This window comes from Cupriavidus sp. 30B13, from assembly GCF_049059565.2.
Lineage (GTDB): Bacteria > Pseudomonadota > Gammaproteobacteria > Burkholderiales > Burkholderiaceae > Cupriavidus.
Genome location: NZ_CP188223.1, coordinates 633,111 through 651,749 on the forward strand (window position 1 = coordinate 633,111; position 18,639 = coordinate 651,749).

Annotated in this window: 22 protein-coding genes; 17 read left to right on the forward strand and 5 right to left on the reverse strand. The window is 67.9% G+C overall.

Annotated features, from left to right (window positions below; genetic code table 11):
• Window positions 1–29 precede the first annotated feature (29 nt).
• Both ACKI2N_RS03025 and gpmA read right to left on the reverse strand, forming a co-directional pair.
• Complete coding sequence (locus ACKI2N_RS03025) at window positions 30–1,607, reverse strand: S41 family peptidase (protein ID WP_420994541.1); 1,578 nt, start codon at window positions 1,605–1,607, stop codon at window positions 30–32.
• Window positions 1,608–1,769: 162 nt separating this feature from the next.
• The gene (gene gpmA, locus ACKI2N_RS03030) at window positions 1,770–2,516 is read right to left on the reverse strand and encodes a 2,3-diphosphoglycerate-dependent phosphoglycerate mutase (RefSeq protein ID WP_420994542.1); all 747 of its coding nucleotides are present in this window, start codon (window positions 2,514–2,516) and stop codon (window positions 1,770–1,772) included.
• A gap of 139 nt (window positions 2,517–2,655) precedes the next feature.
• On the opposite strand from gpmA, the gene ACKI2N_RS03035 reads away from it, so the two are divergent.
• From ACKI2N_RS03035 to ACKI2N_RS03055, 5 genes are all read left to right on the forward strand, one after another.
• The gene (locus tag ACKI2N_RS03035) at window positions 2,656–3,072 is read left to right on the forward strand and encodes a rhodanese-like domain-containing protein (protein ID WP_420994543.1); all 417 of its coding nucleotides are present in this window, start codon (window positions 2,656–2,658) and stop codon (window positions 3,070–3,072) included.
• Between the two features lie 87 nt (window positions 3,073–3,159).
• Window positions 3,160–3,417: a glutaredoxin 3 gene (grxC, locus tag ACKI2N_RS03040; protein WP_420994544.1), complete on the forward strand. Its 258-nt coding sequence runs from the start codon at window positions 3,160–3,162 to the stop codon at window positions 3,415–3,417.
• Window positions 3,418–3,580: 163 nt separating this feature from the next.
• Entirely contained in the window at window positions 3,581–4,099 is a 519-nt protein-coding gene (gene secB / locus ACKI2N_RS03045) for a protein-export chaperone SecB (RefSeq protein WP_020202622.1), read from the forward strand.
• 120 nt (window positions 4,100–4,219) lie between these two features.
• Window positions 4,220–5,236, forward strand: a complete 1,017-nt coding sequence (locus ACKI2N_RS03050; RefSeq protein ID WP_420994545.1) for an NAD(P)H-dependent glycerol-3-phosphate dehydrogenase — start codon at window positions 4,220–4,222, stop codon at window positions 5,234–5,236.
• A gap of 78 nt (window positions 5,237–5,314) precedes the next feature.
• Window positions 5,315–6,313 carry a Bug family tripartite tricarboxylate transporter substrate binding protein gene (locus ACKI2N_RS03055; protein WP_420994546.1) on the forward strand — a complete coding sequence of 333 codons (999 nt, stop codon included), beginning with the start codon at window positions 5,315–5,317 and terminating at the stop codon, window positions 6,311–6,313.
• 23 nt (window positions 6,314–6,336) lie between these two features.
• Here the strand turns inward: ACKI2N_RS03055 and trmL are convergent, their stop codons facing one another.
• Window positions 6,337–6,807, reverse strand: a complete 471-nt coding sequence (gene trmL / locus ACKI2N_RS03060; RefSeq protein ID WP_420994547.1) for a tRNA (uridine(34)/cytosine(34)/5-carboxymethylaminomethyluridine(34)-2'-O)-methyltransferase TrmL — start codon at window positions 6,805–6,807, stop codon at window positions 6,337–6,339.
• Between the two features lie 102 nt (window positions 6,808–6,909).
• Window positions 6,910–7,803, reverse strand: coding sequence for a ComF family protein (locus ACKI2N_RS03065; protein WP_420994548.1), 894 nt, complete (start codon window positions 7,801–7,803; stop codon window positions 6,910–6,912).
• Between ACKI2N_RS03065 and ACKI2N_RS03070 the strand changes: the two genes are divergently transcribed.
• From ACKI2N_RS03070 to ACKI2N_RS03105, 8 genes are all read left to right on the forward strand, one after another.
• Window positions 7,792–8,736, forward strand: coding sequence for a methyltransferase domain-containing protein (locus ACKI2N_RS03070; protein WP_420994549.1), 945 nt, complete (start codon window positions 7,792–7,794; stop codon window positions 8,734–8,736). The genes ACKI2N_RS03065 and ACKI2N_RS03070 overlap by 12 nt on opposite strands.
• Before the next feature lie 220 nt (window positions 8,737–8,956).
• Complete coding sequence (locus tag ACKI2N_RS03075; RefSeq protein ID WP_420994550.1) at window positions 8,957–9,466, forward strand: DUF2244 domain-containing protein; 510 nt, start codon at window positions 8,957–8,959, stop codon at window positions 9,464–9,466.
• Window positions 9,467–9,528: 62 nt separating this feature from the next.
• A complete protein-coding gene (gene coxB, locus ACKI2N_RS03080) occupies window positions 9,529–10,785 on the forward strand; it encodes a cytochrome c oxidase subunit II (RefSeq protein WP_420994551.1) in 1,257 nt (418 codons plus the stop codon).
• A gap of 23 nt (window positions 10,786–10,808) precedes the next feature.
• Window positions 10,809–12,428 carry a cytochrome c oxidase subunit I gene (gene ctaD, locus ACKI2N_RS03085; protein ID WP_420994552.1) on the forward strand — a complete coding sequence of 540 codons (1,620 nt, stop codon included), beginning with the start codon at window positions 10,809–10,811 and terminating at the stop codon, window positions 12,426–12,428.
• A gap of 65 nt (window positions 12,429–12,493) precedes the next feature.
• Window positions 12,494–12,625 carry a cytochrome oxidase small assembly protein gene (locus ACKI2N_RS03090; RefSeq protein WP_420994553.1) on the forward strand — a complete coding sequence of 44 codons (132 nt, stop codon included), beginning with the start codon at window positions 12,494–12,496 and terminating at the stop codon, window positions 12,623–12,625.
• A gap of 29 nt (window positions 12,626–12,654) precedes the next feature.
• Window positions 12,655–13,266 carry a cytochrome c oxidase assembly protein gene (locus tag ACKI2N_RS03095; protein WP_420994554.1) on the forward strand — a complete coding sequence of 204 codons (612 nt, stop codon included), beginning with the start codon at window positions 12,655–12,657 and terminating at the stop codon, window positions 13,264–13,266.
• A gap of 70 nt (window positions 13,267–13,336) precedes the next feature.
• Window positions 13,337–13,552 (forward strand): DUF2970 domain-containing protein, encoded by a 216-nt coding sequence (locus ACKI2N_RS03100; RefSeq protein ID WP_420994555.1) that lies wholly within the window; start codon window positions 13,337–13,339, stop codon window positions 13,550–13,552.
• Window positions 13,553–13,655: 103 nt separating this feature from the next.
• Window positions 13,656–14,516 carry a cytochrome c oxidase subunit 3 gene (locus tag ACKI2N_RS03105; protein ID WP_420994556.1) on the forward strand — a complete coding sequence of 287 codons (861 nt, stop codon included), beginning with the start codon at window positions 13,656–13,658 and terminating at the stop codon, window positions 14,514–14,516.
• A 191-nt stretch (window positions 14,517–14,707) separates the two neighbouring features.
• Here ACKI2N_RS03105 and ACKI2N_RS03110 read toward each other — a convergent pair whose 3' ends face one another.
• Complete coding sequence (locus ACKI2N_RS03110; protein WP_420994557.1) at window positions 14,708–14,917, reverse strand: twin transmembrane helix small protein; 210 nt, start codon at window positions 14,915–14,917, stop codon at window positions 14,708–14,710.
• A gap of 84 nt (window positions 14,918–15,001) precedes the next feature.
• On the opposite strand from ACKI2N_RS03110, the gene ACKI2N_RS03115 reads away from it, so the two are divergent.
• From ACKI2N_RS03115 to ACKI2N_RS03130, 4 genes are read left to right on the forward strand one after another with little or no spacing between them, the layout of a single operon-like run.
• Window positions 15,002–15,796: an SURF1 family protein gene (locus ACKI2N_RS03115; RefSeq protein WP_420994558.1), complete on the forward strand. Its 795-nt coding sequence runs from the start codon at window positions 15,002–15,004 to the stop codon at window positions 15,794–15,796.
• A 55-nt stretch (window positions 15,797–15,851) separates the two neighbouring features.
• Entirely contained in the window at window positions 15,852–16,508 is a 657-nt protein-coding gene (locus ACKI2N_RS03120; protein WP_420994559.1) for an SCO family protein, read from the forward strand.
• A 36-nt stretch (window positions 16,509–16,544) separates the two neighbouring features.
• Window positions 16,545–17,648, forward strand: coding sequence for a COX15/CtaA family protein (locus tag ACKI2N_RS03125; protein ID WP_420994560.1), 1,104 nt, complete (start codon window positions 16,545–16,547; stop codon window positions 17,646–17,648).
• Window positions 17,645–18,580 (forward strand): heme o synthase, encoded by a 936-nt coding sequence (locus ACKI2N_RS03130; protein WP_420994561.1) that lies wholly within the window; start codon window positions 17,645–17,647, stop codon window positions 18,578–18,580. Before ACKI2N_RS03125 ends, ACKI2N_RS03130 begins: the two co-directional genes overlap by 4 nt.
• Window positions 18,581–18,639: the final 59 nt, after the last annotated feature.

An 18,639-nucleotide genomic window follows, 5' to 3' on the forward strand; every position in this document is an offset into this window, starting at 1 on the left:
CCGCAGGGCCGCTCTTGTCCGTCAGGATGTCAGGGAGTCTTGCCGGTCGGGGTGCCCAGCGGCGTTCCGATCGGGGCGCTCGCCGGCGCGTCCTTGCCGGCAGGCTGCCTGGCCGGGGCGGGCTTGGTGGCGGGCTTGGCGGCCGGCTTGTCGGAGGTCGCCACGGCTTCGAGCCTGGACTTGGAGCGCTTGACCGGCTGGCCTTCGAGCTGGGCGACGGCCTGCTGCAGCATGAAGTCGTCCGCCGAGCCGAACTCGATGGGCTTCTTCTTGCGTTCCTGGTCGCGCTGCTCCGGCGTCTTCTTGGCGTTTTCTTCCTCGAGCCGGCGCAGTTCCTCGACGCGGCGCTGCTCGCGCTCGTTCATCTCCGGCTCTTCCGATTCCTGCTTGTTGTGCAGGTGGCGCTCGGTGTCGATCTCGCGCGTGATCAGGGCGTCGTCGGGATCGCCTTCCGGGTTCTGGTCGACCGGGATGTCCGGACGGATGCCCTTGGCCTGGATCGACTTGCCGGTCGGCGTGTAGTAGTAAGCGATGGTCAGCTTGATGCCGGTGTCGTTGGTCAGCGGGCGCACGGTCTGCACCGAGCCCTTGCCGAAGGTGGTCTTGCCCATGATCAGCGCGCGCTTGTGGTCCTGCAGCGCGCCGGCCACGATCTCGGAAGCCGAGGCCGAGTAGGCGTTGGTCAGCACCACCATCGGGATCTTCTTGTACAGCGCCGGCAGGTCCTTGAGCGGATCGTCCTCGAGCGAGGACAGGCGGTAGTTGTTGAAGGTCGCCTTGTAGACGCGCTTGGCGTCGGGCACCTGGCCGTTGGTCGAGACCACGGTCACGTCTTCCGGCAGGAAGGCCGCGGCCACGCCCACGGCGCCTTGCAGCACGCCGCCGCCGTTGTTGCGCAGGTCCAGGATCACGCCCTTGAGGTTGGGGTTCTTCTTGGCCAGCTCGTCGAGCTTCTTGCCCAGGTCGGCCACGGTGCGTTCCTGGAAGCTGGTCAGCCGTACCCAGGCCAGGCGGTCGTTGTCGATCAGCTTGGCCTTGACCGACTGCACGCGGATCTCGGCGCGCGTGATCGAGACCGGGAAGGTGCGCTCGTCGCTCTTGCGGTAGATGGTCAGCGTGACCTTGGTGCCCGGCTCGCCGCGCATGCGCTTGACCGCCTGCTCCAGCGGCAGGCCACGCACGGGCTTGTCGTCGATGCGGGTGATCAGGTCGCCCGGCTGGATGCCGGCGCGGAAGGCGGGGGTGTCCTCGATCGGGTTGATGACCTTGACCAGCCCTTCTTCCTGCGAGATCTCGATGCCCAGGCCGGCGAAGCGCCCGCGCGTGCCTTCCTGCAGTTCCTTGAAGTCCTTTTCGTCCAGGTAGGCCGAATGCGGGTCGAGGCTGGCGACCATGCCCTTGATGGCCTCGGTCAGCAGCTTCTTGTCGTCGACCGGCTCCACGTACTCGCGCTTGATCTGGCCGAAGATGTCCGCCATCAGGCGCAACTGCTCCAGCGGCAGCGGCCCGGACGAGTTCTGCGCGGTGGCCGAGAGCTGCATGGTGGCCAGCACGCCGGCGACGAGTCCGGCAGTAACAAGACTGATGTTCTTGAGCGTCTTACGCATGAGGGCTGCCTGAACGTGTGAGGAAAATGCGGTGTAGGACCCGGCCTGGTGCGTCACACCGGCCGGTTTTGTCCGACAGTATAAGAGGGAGTGGGAAAAAAGGCCTGCCCCACCGTGTGCCAGGGCCGGGCACCGCGCGGCGGCGCGCGCCCGGCCTTCGCCTCAGCGTGCCTTGCCCTGGTTGGCCACGGCGGCCAGCGATGCGGCGATCGCTTCCTGGTCGCCCAGGTAGTAATGGCGCAGCGGACGCAGATCGGCGTCCAGCTCGTACACGAGCGGGGTGCCATTGGGAATGTTGATGCCAACGATGTCGTCATCCGAGATCTGGTCCAGGTACTTCACCAGCGCGCGGATACTGTTGCCATGGGCGGCAATCACCACGCGCTTCCCGGATTTGATGTCAGGTGCAATGAATTCGTTCCATAGCGGCAGTACGCGGGCCACCGTGTCCTTGAGGCATTCGGTGAGCGGGATCTGCTCGCGCGGCACGCCGGCGTAGCGCGGGTCGTCGTATGAGGCACGCGGATCGTCTTCCTCGAGCGCCGGCGGCGGGGTGTCGTAGCTGCGGCGCCATACCAGCACCTGCTGGTCGCCGAACTTGGCGGCGGTCTCGGCCTTGTTGAGGCCGGACAGCGCGCCGTAGTGGCGCTCGTTCAGGCGCCACTCGTTGCGCACCGGGATCCACATCTGGTCCATCTCGTCCTGCACGTGCCACAGCGTGCGGATGGCCCGCTTGAGCACGGAGGTATAGGCTACGTCGAAGGCGAAGCCCGCCTCGCGCAGCAGCTTGCCGCCCAGCTTGGCCTGGGCCACGCCGGTTTCGGTCAGGTCGACGTCGACCCAGCCGGTGAAACGGTTTTCGAGATTCCAGGTGGATTCGCCGTGGCGAATGAGGACGAGTTTGTACATGCTGCTTCCAGAGCGTGAGAAACCTGTGCGCGCCATGTCACTCGTTCCGTTCATGTGTCAAGTAAGAGACAATGACGGCTCGCGGGCGCGAAACCGTCTATTTTATAATGCCGCCGACTCAACCCACCGGAATGCCAACGTGAATTTCTTCGCCGACTACAACAACCTTGCCTTGATCGCCATCGCCGTGGTGTCGGGCGGCCTGCTGGCCTGGCCCGTCATCTCGCGCGGCTCCCTGGGCGGCAAGTCGGTCAACCCGGCCGCCGCGACGCAGCTGATCAACAAGCGCAATGCCGTGGTCGTGGACATCCGGGAAGCCACCGAATACGCCAAGGGCCACCTGCCGCAGGCCAAGAGCGCGCCACTCGCCGACCTGGCCGGCCGCGCCGCCGGCCTTGCAAAGGACAAGTCCGTACCCATCATCGTGGTGTGCCAGACCGGCCAGCGCTCGGGCAAGGGCCAAGCAGCCCTGAAGGAAGCCGGTTACAGTGAGGTCTATTCGCTCGAAGGCGGCCTGGCCGCGTGGCAGCAAGCCGGCCTGCCGGTGGTCAAGTAAGCGCGCGCCGGGCGCGGCAAGGGGCGCGCCAGCGTGCCTGGCCGGCCGCCCCGAGCTTCGCCAGTTTCTAGTTTCAAGGAGAACCGCATGGCCCGCGTTGTGATGTACAGCACGGTAGTTTGTCCGTATTGCCAGATGGCCGAGCGCCTTCTGAAGGCCAAGGGCGTGGAGGCGATCGAGAAGATCCTGATCGACCGCGAACCCGGCAAGCGCGAAGAAATGATGACCCGCACCGGCCGCCGCACGGTGCCCCAGATCTACATCGACGAAACCCACGTAGGCGGTTTCGACGACCTCTCCGCGCTCGACCGCCGGGGCGGCCTGGTGCCGCTGCTGGCTGCCTGAGGCAAATTCCTAGCCGCGATGCGGGTGAATTCGCCACCCGCGTCATGTACCATATGCGTTTTCCAACCGGGTGCCGACCCGGGTCGCCAGCCTGGGCCTTAGCCGCCCGCGGGGCTCGCGGCCGCGGTATCTGGCGTCCAATGCCCATTCCCGGAAGCCTTTCATGAGCGACCAGCAAAACAATCAGCAGGAAGACCAGCCGTTCTTCAACATCCAGCGCGTGTACCTGAAGGACATGTCGCTCGAACAGCCGAACTCGCCCGCCATCTTCCTCGAGACCGAAGCGCCGGCCGTGGAAGTCCAGGTGAACGTGGGTGCCACGCAGCTGCAGGAAGGCATCTTCGAAGTGGTGGTGACCGGCACGGTGACCACCAAGGTGCAGGACAAGGTTGCCTTCCTGGTCGAAGCGCACCAGGCCGGCATCTTCGACATCCGCAACGTGCCGGTGGAGCAGCTCGACCCGCTGCTGGGCATCGCCTGCCCGACCATCCTCTATCCGTACCTGCGCGGCAATATCGCCGACGTGATCACGCGCGCCGGCTTCCAGGCCATCCACCTGTCGGAAATCAATTTCCAGGCGCTCTACGAGCAGCGCCTGCAGGCAGCGATGCAGGAAGCCGAAGCCGCCCAGGGCGGCAACAGCGGCATCGTGATGCCCGACGGCAGCCAGGCCCGCCACTGATCCACGGATCCTGGCGCGGCATGCGGTAAAGACGGGGCCACGTGCCCCGTTTTGTGTTTTCCGGCCCGCCGGCGCGGCGGGCCACGCGGCCGGCAGGTCGATCGAGCGAGGCAAAGCATCATGAAAATCACTGTCTTCGGTGCCGGGGCCTGGGGCACCGCGCTGGCCAGCCATGCGGCCGCGGCCCACGACGTGGTGCTGTGGGGCCGTGACGCCGCCGAACTGTCGGCGCTCGGCGCGCGCCATGAAAACGCCGCCTACCTGCCCGGCGTGGCGCTGTCGGCGCGGCTCGCGGTGGAGGCCGGCTTCGAGCGCGCCGCCGCGCACGTGGATGCCGATCCCGACGGCCTGCTGATCGTGGCCACGCCGGTCTCCGGGCTGCGCGAGATGACGCGCCGGCTGGCCGCGCGGCGCCACGCGGACTTGCGCATGCTGTGGCTGTGCAAGGGTTTCGAGGCGGCCACCAATGCCTTGCCGCACCAGATGGTGCGCGAAGAACTGGACGCCGCGGGCCGCCTCGGCGATGCCATGTTCGGCGTGCTGACCGGCCCCAGCTTCGCCCGCGAGGTGGCGCTCGGCCTGCCGTGCGCGCTGACCGTGGCCGGCACCTCGCCGCTGCTCGCCGACCTGGCGCAGCAGGGCTTCCACCACCACGCGATGCGCATCTACGGCAGCGACGACCTGGTCGGCGCCGAGGTGGGGGGCGCCGTCAAGAACGTGCTGGCGATCGCCACCGGCGCCAGCGACGGGCTCGGCCTGGGCCTGAACGCGCGCGCCGCGCTGGTGACGCGCGGCCTGGCCGAGATGACGCGGCTGGGCATGGCGCTGGGCGGGCGCGTCGAGACCTTCATGGGCCTGGCCGGCGTGGGCGACCTGATCCTGACCGCCACCGGCGACCTTTCGCGCAACCGCAAGGTGGGCCAGCAACTGGCCGAGGGCAAGACGCTCGAACAGATCCTTGCCGATCTTGGCCACGTGGCCGAAGGCGTGCGCTGCGCCCAGGCGGTAGCCGCGCTGGCCGCGGCGCACGGCGTGGAGATGCCGATCACGCGCGCGGTCTGCGCGGTGCTGTTCGAGGGTTTGCCGGTGGCCGACGCGGTGGCGCGCCTGCTGCAGCGCGACGCGCGCGACGAGTGAGCGCGTCGCTTTCTCTTTTCCTTTCCTGGCGGTGATGCCCGTGGCGACGCGGATGTCCTGCTTGCGTTGTCTTCTCCCATGCCCCAAGACTTTATCGCGGCCCGGCGCCGCGCCCTGATCGCCCTGGCCGCCGGCGCCGTGCCCGGCGCGCTGCTGGCCGCGCCCGCCGCGGCGCAGCCCTGGCCGGCGCGGCCCATCCGCCTGGTGGTGCCGTTCCCGGCCGGCTCGTCGCCGGACCTGATCGCGCGCCTGCTGACCGAGAAGCTGTCGGTGTCGCTCGGCCAGCCGCTGGTGGTGGAGAACCGCCCCGGCGCGGGCGGCAACATCGGCACCGGCATGGTGGCGCGCGCCGCGCCCGACGGCTACACGCTGCTGCTGACCATCAACGGCCCGCTGGTCACCGCGCCGACGCTGTCGCGCCATCTCGGCTACGACCCGGTGCGCCAGCTCGCGCCGGTGTCGCTGGTGGCGACCTCGCCCAATGTGCTGGTGGTGGATGCGCGCCTGCCGGTGCACGACGTGCGCGAGTTCGTGGCGCTGGCCCGCTCGCGTCCGGGCGCGCTGAACTACGGCTCGGTCGGCAACGGCAGTGCCGCGCACCTGGCCATGGAGCAGCTCAAGGCGATGGCGAAGATCGACCTGGCCCATATTCCCTACCCGGGCTTTGCGCAGATCACCACCGCCATGGTCGGCGGCCAGGTGCAGGCCGGCTTCATGGTGCCGGCGATCGCCATGCCGCTGGTGAACGCGGGCAAGCTGCGCATCATCGCCGTCACCACCAGCGGGCGCACCAGCCTGCTGCCCGCGGTGCCCACCGTGGCCGAGGCCGGCTATCCCGGTTTCGAGGCGATCTCGTGGCAGGCCGTGCTGGCGCCGGCGGGCACGCCCGCGCCGGTGATCGACCGGCTCTACCGCGAGCTGGTGGCGATCATCGGCAGCGAGGACGTGCGCGCCCGCATGCGCGCGCAGTATTTCGTGCCGGCGGGCACGGCGCCGCAGTCGCTGCGCGAGACCATGGCGAGCGAGAAGGCGCGCTGGGACAAGGTGATCCGGAGCGCCGGCGTGGAGCCGGAATAGCCTGGGGCGGATAGTCCGGGGCGTTATGCGCCGCCGGCGAAACCGTTCTGGCGCCAGGCCTCGAACACCACCACGGCCACCGTGTTGGAGAGATTGAGGCTGCGGTTGTCGGGCCGCATCGGCAGGCGGATGCGCTGCGCGGCGGGAAACCACTCGCGCCGCTGGGGCGCCAGGCCGCGCGTCTCCGAGCCGAACACGAACCAGTCGCCGGGGCGGAAGCCGACCTGCCCGAACGGCGTCGAGCCATGCGTGGTGAGGGCGAACATGCGGGCAGGATCGGGTTGTTCGCTGGCCATCAGGGCGTCCCAGTTCTCGTGCACGCGCATGCTGGCGTACTCGTGGTAGTCCAGGCCGGCGCGGCGCATGCGCGCATCCTCGAGCGGGAAGCCAAGCGGCTTGACCAGGTGGAGGCGGGCGCCGGTGTTGGCGCACAGGCGGATCACATTGCCGGTGTTGGGCGGGATCTCGGGTTCGACCAGGACGACATTGAACATGTTGGGGGGCGGGCCGCGGGGCGCCGCTTGGAAAACGCTGCGCAGCTTACCTTGCCGGGTGGCGCCTGTCACGCCATGCCGCCGCGCGGCAGCCCGGTCCCGCTACGGCGTGCGCAGCGGGACGAACAATGTGACGCGCGCCGCGCCGTGCGCCTTCAGCACGCGCGCGGCTTCTCCCAGTGTCGCGCCGCTGGTCATCACGTCGTCCACCAGCCCCACGTGCAGGCCGGCGACGTCGTTGCCCGGCGCCAGGCCGAAAGCGCCCTGCAGGTTGGCCTGCCGCGCGGGCAGGTCCAGCGAAGCCTGGGCCGGCGTGTCGCGCAGGCGGGCCAGCAACGCCGGCTGTGCGCGCACGCCGAGGCGGCGCGCCAGCGGCCTGGCGATCTCCCATGACTGGTTGAAGCCGCGCGCCGCCAGCCGCTGCGCGGACAGCGGCACCGGCGCGAGCAGGTGGGGGAGGTCAGGGAGGCCGCGCAGGCCGGGCTCGGCGCGCGGGACGCCGCGGGTGGCATGCCAGCGGTCCGCGAGCGCCGCCGCCAGCCAGTCCGCCAGCGGCAGCGCGCCGCCGAACTTGAGCGCCAGCACCAGTCCGTCCTGCGGGCTGGCGTAGTCGCCGAGGGCCAGGGCGGCGTCGAAGGCGGGCGGCTCCAGCCGGCAGTGATTGCACAGCGAGCCGTGGCGCGGCGTGGGCCGCGCACAGCTGCGGCAACGTGCCGCAGGGGCCAGCAGCTCGCGCGCGCAGCCGGCGCACACGGCATCCTCCTGCACCTCGCCGCACAGCGCGCACGCGGACGGCAGCAGGGCGCGCCACAGCCGGCGCGCATGGCGGCGCAGTGCGCCCTCGGCAGGGCGGGCGCCGGCAGCCGCGGCGGCGCGCGCGTATACTTGCGGTCCGGCCGCCGCGCCCGCGGGCGTGCGCGCCGCATTCCGCCCGGGCGCCTGCGTCCGGCCGTGCTCCTCATTTTCCTGTTGCCTGGCTTGCCCGTGTCCCTGCATGACGCCGACTCCCCCGATGCCTATTTGCCGCCCGCGCGGCTGACCCGCCTCGCCTTCGACCGGCGCAGCGCCGGCTTCGGCCAGCTCGACTTCCTGCTCGGCGAGATTGGCCAGCGCATGCAGGAGCGCATGCAGATGATCCGGCTGTCGCCCGCGCGCGCGCTCGATATCGGCTGCGGCCACGGCCGCGGCCTGGCCGCGCTGCGCGCGCAGTACCCGGACGCGCAGATCGCCGGCCTGGACATCTCCGGCGCCATGCTGCGCGAGGCGGCCCAGCGCGATCCCCAGCGCCAGGCCGGCTGGCTCGGCCGCATGCTCGGCAAGCGGCCCGTGTTCGACCTGGTGCAGGGCGATCTTGCCACATTGCCGTTCGCGCCGGCCAGCTTCGACCTGCTCTGGTCCAACCTGGCGCTGCACTGGCATCCGGAACCACATAGGGTATTTCCCGAGTGGCATCGTGTCGCACGTGACGAAGGCCTGGTGCTGTTCTCGCTGTTCGGGCCCGACACGCTGGCCGAGCTGCGCGCGGCCTTCGCGGAGGTCGACGGCGGCACGCATTCGCTGCGCTTCGTCGACATGCACGACATCGGCGACATGCTGGTTCACAGCGGATGGTCCACGCCTGTGATGGACATGGAAACGCTGACGATCACCTATGAATCGCCGCGCACGCTGCTGCGCGAAGTGCAGGCCTTCGGCGGCCTGCGGCTGCCGCCAATCCCAGGCCAGGGCTTGCGTGGCCGGCGTTGGTTCGAGGCGCTGCTGGCGGCGCTGGAGCGCCGCCGCAATGCCGACGGACTGATTGCGCTGACCTTCGAGATCGTCTACGGGCATGCGTGGAAACTGGCGCCGCGCGGCCGGCAGGAGGTCGACGAACTCGGCCGCGCGGTGGTGCCGCTGGACAAGATCGGGCGCGCGCCGCCGCGCCGATAGCGTGCCGCAGAGGCCCGCAGCATGCACCGCGCCGATGCACAAAACGGCGCCGCGCGCCACCCCGGCGGTCAAGGGGCGGCCTTGTTCGAGTAGGCGAAGCGCCCTATAATGCGCCAGTTTGTCGCAGTGGTTCCCCTGGCACATGTGCCCCGGAATCGCACTAAGATAGTGCGGCCCAGGCGATCGTCCCAGGTGTGCATCCTATGCAGAGTGGTGGGCGATGCAAGACTTGGGTATCGCATTCCAGACGGCGCAAGACGGGTCCGGCAGCAGTGCCGGCGGGCCCGGCGCGCCGGACAAAGACTGGCTGATGAAGCGGAACTGTTCGCTGTCTCCACGCCAGGTCGGCTGGTTCTACCTCTCAATCGTCTGTGTCTCGCTCGCCATCGCGTCGTTCTTTGCGTGGCGAGGGTCGTGGTTCGTGCTGCCTTTCGCCGGGCTGGACCTGCTGGGCCTGGGCATCGCGCTGCTGGTCTACGCGCGGCACGCGGCCGACTACGAGCGCGTCAGCCTGGCGGGCGGCCTGCTGGTGGTCGTATCCGTCAATGCCGGGCAGGTGACGCGGCATGAATTCAACCCGCTCTGGGTGCGGGTCGAGCTGGATGAATCGTTACGGGCGCTGGTGCAGTTGCGCTCGGGTAAGTGCGCTGTGCAGGTGGGGTGTTTTCTGGACCCGTACAAGCGCAGAAAGTTCGCGCAGGAGCTCGTATCTGCCTTGCGCCGCCTCTGACGGAGACTGGCGGCGGCCGGGCGGGCTGACAGATTTGAATCTGTAAATTGGGTAGATAACAAATGAAAATGTGGAAGAAGGCATCCGCAGCGTGTCTAACGGGCGCGTCCCTGCTCGTTAGCCAGGCAGCCCTGGCAGTGGAAGACATGCCGGGCGGCCCAGCAGTGCGCCAGCTCAACCTGACTGAACCCGTTACCAAGATCGCCGAACAGATTCACTGGCTCAACTGGATGATGCTGATCATCTGCACGGTGATCTTCGTCGGCGTGTTCGGGGTGATGTTCTACTCCGTGTTCAAGCACCGCAAGTCCAAGGGTGCCAAGTCAGCCTCCTTCCACGAAAGCATCACCGTCGAGGTGATCTGGACCATCATCCCCTTCCTGATCGTCATCGGCATGGCGCTGCCCGCCACCAAGACGGTCGTGGCGATGAAGGACACCACCAATTCCGACATCACCATCAAGGCCACCGGCTACCAGTGGAAATGGGGCTATGACTACCTGAAGGGCGACGGCGAGGGCATTTCCTTCGTCTCCACCCTGACCACCCCGCGCGACCAGATCAACAACGAGGCACCGAAGTCGAACACCTACCTGATGGAGGTGGACAACGAGCTGGTGGTGCCCGTCAACAAGAAGATCCGCATCGTCACCACCGCCAACGACGTGATCCACGCGTGGATGATCCCGGCCTTCGGCGTCAAGCAGGATGCGATCCCCGGCTTCGTGCGCGACACCTGGTTCAAGGCCGAGAAGATCGGCGTGTACCGCGGCCAGTGCGCCGAGCTGTGCGGCAAGGAACACGCCTTCATGCCGATCGTGGTGCGCGTGGTATCCGACGCCGACTACGCCAAGTGGGTGGACGGCAAGAAGAAGGAACTCGCCGCCAAGGCCGACGACCCCAACAAGACCTGGACCCTCGAAGAGCTCAAGGCGCGCGGCGAGAAGGTCTACACCGCCAACTGCGCGGTCTGCCACCAGCCCAACGGCAAGGGCGGCGGCGCGTTCCCGGCGCTGGACGGCTCCAAGGTCGTGAACGGCCCGAAGGCCGGCCAGATGCACATCCTGCTCGAAGGCAAGGGCGCCATGCCCGTCTGGAAGCACCTCTCCGATACCGAGCTCGCCGCCGTGATGACCTTTACCCGCAACAACTGGGGCAACCATACCGGCGAAGTGATTCAACCGAGCGATTTCGTGAACGCCCGTGCGGGCAAGTTCCCGGAAGGCGGCGGCGCTGCCGGCGGCGACGCCGCTCCCAAGGCGGAAGACAAGCCCGCCGCCAAGCAGGCCAGCGTCGCGGGCGACCGCGCGGCAGGCTGATCAGGATTACAGGAGTTTTCGCGATGAGTACTGTTACCCCGGACGCGCTCGGCCACCCGCACGATCATGCGCATGACGACCACGCGCACGATGAGCATCACGATCACCCGCACGGCTGGCGCCGCTGGCTGTTCGCCACCAACCACAAGGACATCGGCACGCTGTACCTGCTGTTCTCGTTCACCATGCTGCTGTCGGGCGGCATGCTGGCGCTGCTGATCCGCCTGGAGCTGTTCGAGCCGGGCCTGCAGTTCTTCCGCCCCGAGCTGTTCAACCAGTTCACCACCATGCACGGCCTGATCATGGTGTTCGGCGCGATCATGCCGGCCTTCGTGGGCTTCGCCAACTGGATGATCCCGCTGCAGATCGGCGCCTCCGACATGGCGTTCGCGCGCATGAACAACTTCAGCTTCTGGCTGATGCCGCCGGCCGCGCTGCTGCTGGTGCTGTCGTTCTTCGCGCCGGGCGGCGCCACCGCCGCCGGCTGGACCCTGTACGCGCCGCTGTCGGTGCAGATGGGCCCGGGCATGGACATGGCCATCTTCGCTATGCACATCATGGGCGCGTCGTCGATCATGGGCTCGATCAACATCATCGTCACCGTGCTCAACATGCGCGCGCCCGGCATGACGCTGATGAAGATGCCGATGTTCTGCTGGACCTGGCTGATCACCGCCTACCTGCTGATCGCCGTGATGCCCGTGCTGGCCGGCGCCATCACCATGGTGCTGACCGACCGCCACTTCGGCACGAGCTTCTTCTCGGCCGCCGGCGGCGGCGATCCGGTGATGTACCAGCACATCTTCTGGTTCTTCGGCCACCCCGAGGTGTACATCATGATCCTGCCCGCGTTCGGGATCATCTCGCACGTGGTGCCGACCTTCGCCCGCAAGCGCCTGTTCGGCTACAGCTCGATGGTGTACGCCACCGCCTCGATCGCCATCCTGTCGTTCATCGTGTGGGCGCACCACATGTTCACGACCGGCATGCCGGTGACCGGCCAGCTGTTCTTCATGTACGCGACCATGCTGATCGCGGTGCCGACCGCCGTGAAGATCTTCAACTGGATCGCCACCATGTGGCGCGGCTCGATGACCTTCGAGACGCCGATGCTGTTCGCCATCGGCTTCATCTTCGTGTTCACCATCGGCGGCTTCACCGGCCTGATGCCGGCGGTCGCGCCGATCGACATCCAGCTGCAGGACACCTATTTCATCGTGGCCCACTTCCACTATGTGCTGGTGGCCGGCTCGCTGTTCGCGATGTTCTCGGGCTTCTACTACTGGGGTCCGAAGTGGAGCGGTTTCATGTACAACGAAACCCGCGGCCAGATCCACTTCTGGGGGTCGATGATCTTCTTCAACATCACCTTCTTCCCGATGCACTTCCTGGGCCTGGCCGGCATGCCGCGCCGCTATGCCGACTATCCGACCCAGTTCGCCGACTTCAACGCGATCGCCTCGATCGGCGCGCTTGGCTTCGGGCTGATGCAGGTGTATTTCTTCTTCTTCGTGGTGCTGCCGTCGTACCGCGGCGGGGAGAAGGCCGGCGACAAGCCCTGGGATGGCGCCGAAGGCCTGGAGTGGACCGTGCCGTCGCCGGCGCCGTTCCACACCTTCGAAGTCCCGCCGCAGGTCCGGTAAGGCGCAACACGACGCGGATGGACGGGCGCACGCCTGTCCGTCCCGCGTCACGCAAGCAGGATGTCATGCAGGATCCAGACAAAAGTCCATCGCAGCCGGACCGCAAGGCCGCCAATGTCCGTCTCGGCCTGATCCTTTTCTCGATCGTGGTGGTTTTCTTTTTGGGTTTCTTCGCCAAGATGATTCTTCTGGGCTGAAGCCGCAGGGGATGGCGCAGGGGATGGGAATGAGCACGAACCAGCCGTCGCAGGACACCGCCGACAAGCGCTTCAACCGCAGCATGATGCTGCGGCTGCTGGTGGTGGTGGCGCTGATGTTTTCGTTCGGCTACGCGCTGGTGCCGCTGTACAAGAAGATCTGCGAGATCACCGGCCTCAACGTGGTGACCACGCGCGACCTCTACGGCGGGCAGGTCAAGAACACGCAGGTGGACAAGAGCCGCACCATCACGGTCGAGTTCGATTCCAACGCGCGCGGCCCGTTCGCGTTCCGGCCGGTGAAGAGCAGCATGGAAGTGCATCCGGGCGAGATGGCCACCATCGTCTACGAGGTGGCCAACGGCCAGCCGCGCGATATCTCGGCGCAGGCGATCCCGAGCTACCTGCCCAAGCTGGCCACGCAGTATTTCAAGAAGATCGAGTGCTTCTGCTTCAAGCAGCAGACCCTCAAGGCAAAAGAAGCACGCGAGATGCCGGTGGTGTTCGTGATCGATCCGGACCTGCCGAAAGATGTGAAGAACATTACGCTGTCCTATACCTTCTTCGAGATCGGCGCGCCGGTGGCGCAGGCGCCGCAGGACGGCACGCAGACGCCGGCCGGAGCAGGCAAGGGCATTTGAGCCGTGGCCGGCGCAGCCGGCGCGGGCCGAAGCCGTACGTAGCAATATGCAGCAGTAGCGGGAGCAAGCCGTGGAAGAGATGAAGGGCGCGGTCAAGCGCAAGCTGTCTTTCTTGCAGACGCTGCGCGCGGTGTTCTGGTCGTTCATCGGCCTGCGCAAGGGCAGCGAGCACGAGCGCGACATGGCGCAGCTCAATCCGGTCCACGTGATCATCGCCGGACTGGTAGGGGTAGCCATCCTGATCGCGGTGCTGATCGCCGTCGTGCGCGTGGTCGTGGCAGGGTGAGGTAGCAGGTAGAAGCAGGCAAAAGCATGCCGCCGGCCAGCTGTCGGGGCCGGATGTGCGGATAACGATGACTGAATCAAGACTCTGAGCTGGAGAAAAAAGAATGAGTGCGAACCGCGCCAACGCTCCGTACTACTTCGTACCGGGCCCCTCGCGCCATCCGATCACGGCGGCCTTCGGCCTGCTGCTGACGGCCGGCGGGGCCGCAGGCTGGGTAAACGGACAACCCTGGGGACCGTACGTCTGCGGCCTCGGCCTGCTGTGGTTCCTGTTCGTGCTCAAGAGCTGGTTCGGCGATGCCATCAGCGAATCCGAGACCGGCAAGTACGGCAAGAACATCGACCTGTCCTTCCGCTGGTCGATGGGCTGGTTCATCTTCTCCGAGGTGATGTTCTTCGCGGCCTTCTTCGGCGCGCTGTTCTATGCCCGCAACATCGCCATGCCGTGGCTGGGCGACCTGAACAACAAGATCCTGTGGCCCGACTTCGCCGCGGTGTGGCCCAACACCGGGCCGGCCGGCGTGATCGAGAGCTTCCAGACCATGGGCCCGTGGCCGATCCCCACGATCAACACGGCGCTGCTGCTGACCTCCGGCGTGACGCTGACCTGGGCGCACCATGCGCTGCTGGCCAACAAGCGCAGCCAGCTGATCCAGGGCCTGGTGCTGACCATCCTGCTGGGCGCGGTCTTCATGTGCTTCCAGGTGTACGAGTACCACCATGCCTACACCGAGCTGAACCTCAAGCTGACCTCGGGCATCTACGGCTCCACCTTCTTCCTGCTGACCGGCTTCCACGGCTTCCACGTGACCATGGGCGCGATCATGCTGACGGTGGTGCTGGTGCGCGTGCTGAAGGGCCATTTCACGCCCGACCACCACTTCGCCTTCGAAGGCGCCGCCTGGTACTGGCACTTCGTGGACGTGGTGTGGCTGTTCCTCTATATCGTGGTGTACTGGCTGTAAGGCACCCCGTTGCACTGTCCGCCGGCCATGCCGGCGGCATCGCCGGGAAGGGGCTCCCTTCCCGCGGGAACAAAAAACAAGCGCCGCAGGAGCCTGACCAGCCTGCGGCGCTTGTTTTTTGCGAGCCTGTCGCAGTCCTGCGAATGGTGGGCGAGCGGCCGGCGGGCGGTTGCCGGCCCGGCATCCGCGCCTCACGGCCCCATGCGGATGCCCGTGCTCTGTATCCAGCCCATCCAGTGCGAAAACAGGATGAAGAGGAACAGGGCCACCGAGAAGCCGACCCGGAACATCAGCGAGCGCATCATGTTCGGCGTCCTGCCGCGGTCGCGCATCATGAAGAACAGGGCGGAGGCCAGGCTGCCGACGATGAGGATGAACGCGATGAAGATGACGATGCGCATGGATGGCCCGCGGGCACGGGATCGGCTGGAGGTGAAGTACCATTATCGCACCGGCGCGCCGTTGCAGGCACTCGGGGGCCGCCCGTGAAACCGTGGCGCGCGCTGAGCCCGGTCCCCACCCTCGCCGCGCTGGCGGTGATCGCCGTGACCTGCGCGCTGGGCCACTGGCAGCTCGACCGCGCCCACGAGAAGATCGCGCGGGCGCAGCGGCTGCAGGCGCTGGCCGCGCAGCCGCCGCTGGAAATCGGGCCGGCGCTGGCGGCGGGCCCGGTGGCCGAGCGGCGCGTGCATGTGCGCGGCCGCTTCGATCCCGGCCATACCGTATTGCTGGACAACCGGCCGCACGGCAACGGCACCGACAGCCGCGCCGGCTTCCTGGTGCTGACGCCGCTGCGCGTGGCGGGCGGCGGCCCGGCCGCGCCGGCGGTGCTGGTGCTGCGCGGCTGGCTGCCGCGCGATGCGCAGGACCGCACCCGCATCGCGCCGTTCTCCACGCCCGGGGGGGAGGTGGACCTGGAAGGCACGGCGCTGGAAACGGTGCCCCGGGTCTTCGGCCTCGGCCGGGGCGCGCAGGCGGAGGCCGGCCAGAAGATCCGCCAGAATGTGGATATCGCCGCCTTCGCCAGGGAGCTCGGCGTGACCTTGCAGCCCTTCGTGCTGGAGCAGCGCAGCGACAGCGGCGATGGCCTGGCGCGCGACTGGGCGCCGGTGGACATCGGCGCCGACCGCCATTACGGCTACGCCTTCCAGTGGTTCGGGCTGGCCGCGCTGACGCTGGTGCTGCTGGTGGCACTGGCTTGGCGGCGCGCGCGCCGCATGGCGGCTGGCGCACAACCAGAGATGCAGCCCGAACCACGGCGGGGCCGCGCGGTCAGATGAGCGCGGCGACCGCGACCGGACACCCGAGAGACAGAAGAAGAGACGAACGAACGTGATGCAACAACGAGATCCAGCCCCGGCCCAGGCCGCGCGCGCCGCACCGCAAGACCCGCGCATCGATGCCCGCACCCGGCGCGGCCGCATCCAGATGCTGCTGCTGTTGCTGGTGTGCGCGTCGCCGGTGATTGCCTCCTACCTGACCTACTACGTATTCAGGCCGGCCGGCGGCACCACCAACTACGGCACGCTGATCGAGCCGCAGCGCCCGATACCGGCGATGCAGGTCGCCAACGAGCGCGCCGAGCCGGTGCCGCTGGCCAGCTTCAAGGGCAAGTGGCTGCTGATCAGCACCGACGGCGCCGCGTGCGACGAGGCCTGCGCCAGGAAGCTGTTCACCATCCGCCAGCTGCGCGCCGGCCAGGGCGAGGACCGCGAGCGCATCGTGCCGGTATGGCTGGTCAGCGACGATGGCCCCATCGACGCGCGCCTGAGCGCCGCCTACAACGAGCCCTACGCCGGCGTGCGCTTCCTGCGCGCCAGCCACGACGCGCTGCAGCAGTGGCTGCCGCCCGGCGAGGGCGCGCGCATCGAGGACACGCTTTACCTCGTCGACCCGCTCGGCAACCTGATGATGCGCTTCCCGAAGGACCCGGATCCCAAGAAGGTGAGTTCCGACCTGAAGAAGCTGCTCAAGTACTCCCGCATCGGCTGAGGGCCGGGCTCACGGCCAGAATCAACGACTACGCGCATGCTGCTCCAACTCGCCGTCATCGGCGTCCTGATCGCACTGTTCCCGCTCAGCTACGTGCTGGTCAGGGGCGACCGCAACAAGTACCGCAAGCTGGTGTGGATCACCGCTTTCCTGACGCTCGACCTGATCATGTTCGGCAGCTTCACGCGGCTGACCGATTCCGGCCTGGGCTGCCCGGACTGGCCGGGCTGCTATGGCCACTCCAACCCGCACGCGGCCAGCGAGCCGATCCGCGCTGCCGAGACCGCGCTGCCGAGCGGGCCGGTTTCCGCCACCAAGGCCTGGATCGAGATGATCCACCGCTACTTCGCCATGGCGGTGGGCGTGCTGATCATCACGCTGATGGTGCTGGCCTGGGTCAGGCGGCGCGAGCTGCGGCAGTCGCCGTGGTTCGCCACCGGCGTGCTGTTGCTGGTGTGCGTGCAGGGGGCGTTCGGCGCGTTCACGGTCACGCTCAAGCTGCAGCCCGTCATCGTGGTCACGCACCTGATGCTGGGCATGGGCCTGCTGGCGTCGCTGATCTGGCTGGGCTCGCGCAACGACCCGCCGCTGGGCGTGGCGCCGGCCGCCGGCGCGCTGCGCTGGCCGGCGCGCCTGGCGCTGGCGCTGCTCGTGCTGCAGATCTTCCTGGGCGGCTGGGTGAGCACCAACTACGCGGTGCTGGCCTGCACCGACTTCCCGCTGTGCAACGGGCAGCTGGTGCCGGACATGGACTTCCGCCACGGCTTCACGCTGTGGCGCCAGCTTGGCATGACCGCCGATGGCGACTACATCCCGCACTCGGCGCTGGTGGCGATCCACTGGGTGCACCGCGGCTTTGCCTTCGTGGTGCTGGGCTACCTGGCGTGGTTCGGGCTGCGCGCGCGCCGCTTCGGCGGACTGTCGCGCCATGCGGGCTGGCTGCTGGGCATGCTCGCGCTGCAGCTGGCCACGGGCCTTTCCAACATCGTGTTCGACTGGCCGCTGGTGGCCGCGGTGGCCCACAACGGCGGCGCGGCGGTGCTTCTGATGCTGTTGGTCCGCCTCAACTACAATATAGGGCTCGCGGCGCGCGCCGCTGATATCGCTACTGACGTGCCGGCCGCCGTGCGCGCCACATGAAAGAGAAGAATCCCTCCGTGGTTACTGCTACCCACCCTCATCCCGACGGACGGGTCCGTCACCTGGTCCGCCAATACGCCGCCCTCACCAAGCCCCGCGTCACGCAACTGGCTGTGTTCTGCGCCATCATCGGCATGTTCCTGGCCACGCCGGGCATGGTGCCGTGGTCCGTGCTGGTCGGCGGCGCGGCCGGGATCTGGCTGCTGGCGGGCGCGGCTTTCGCCATCAACTGCCTGGTCGAGCAGAAGATCGATGCGATGATGCGCCGCACCGCGTGGCGCCCCTCGGCCACCGGCGAGATCACCACGGCGCAGACGCTGGTGTTCTCGGCCGTGCTGGGCGGGGCGGGGATGTGGGTGCTGCACGTTTTCACCAATGACCTGACCATGTGGCTCACGGTGGCGACCTTCGTCGGCTACGCGGTGGTGTACACCATCCTGCTCAAGCCGGCCACGCCGCAGAACATCGTGATCGGCGGCCTGTCCGGCGCCATGCCGCCCGCGCTGGGCTGGGCGGCGGTCTCGGGCACCGTGCCGGCCGAGGCATGGTTCCTGGTGCTCATCATCTTCACCTGGACGCCGCCGCATTTCTGGGCGCTGGCGCTGTACCGCCGCGCCGACTACGCCAAGTCGGGCCTGCCGATGCTGCCGATCACTCACGGCGAGCGCTTTACCCTGCTGCATATCCTGCTGTACACGCTGATCATGATCGCGGCCACGCTGCTGCCCTTCGTGTACGGCATGTGCGGCTACATCTACCTGGCGTCCGCGCTGATCCTGGGCGGCGGTTTCCTGGCCTATGCGTGGAAGCTGTATCGCAACTACTCGGATGCGCTGGCGCGGCGCATGTTCCGCTTCTCGATCCTCTACCTGTCGCTGCTGTTCGCGGCGCTGCTGGTCGACCACTACTTCAAGTTCCTGCCGCAGCCCTGAGCCGCGGCCGGCGCCGGGCGCGGCATCTTGTCGCGGCCCGGGCGCAGCGGCGGCGCGAT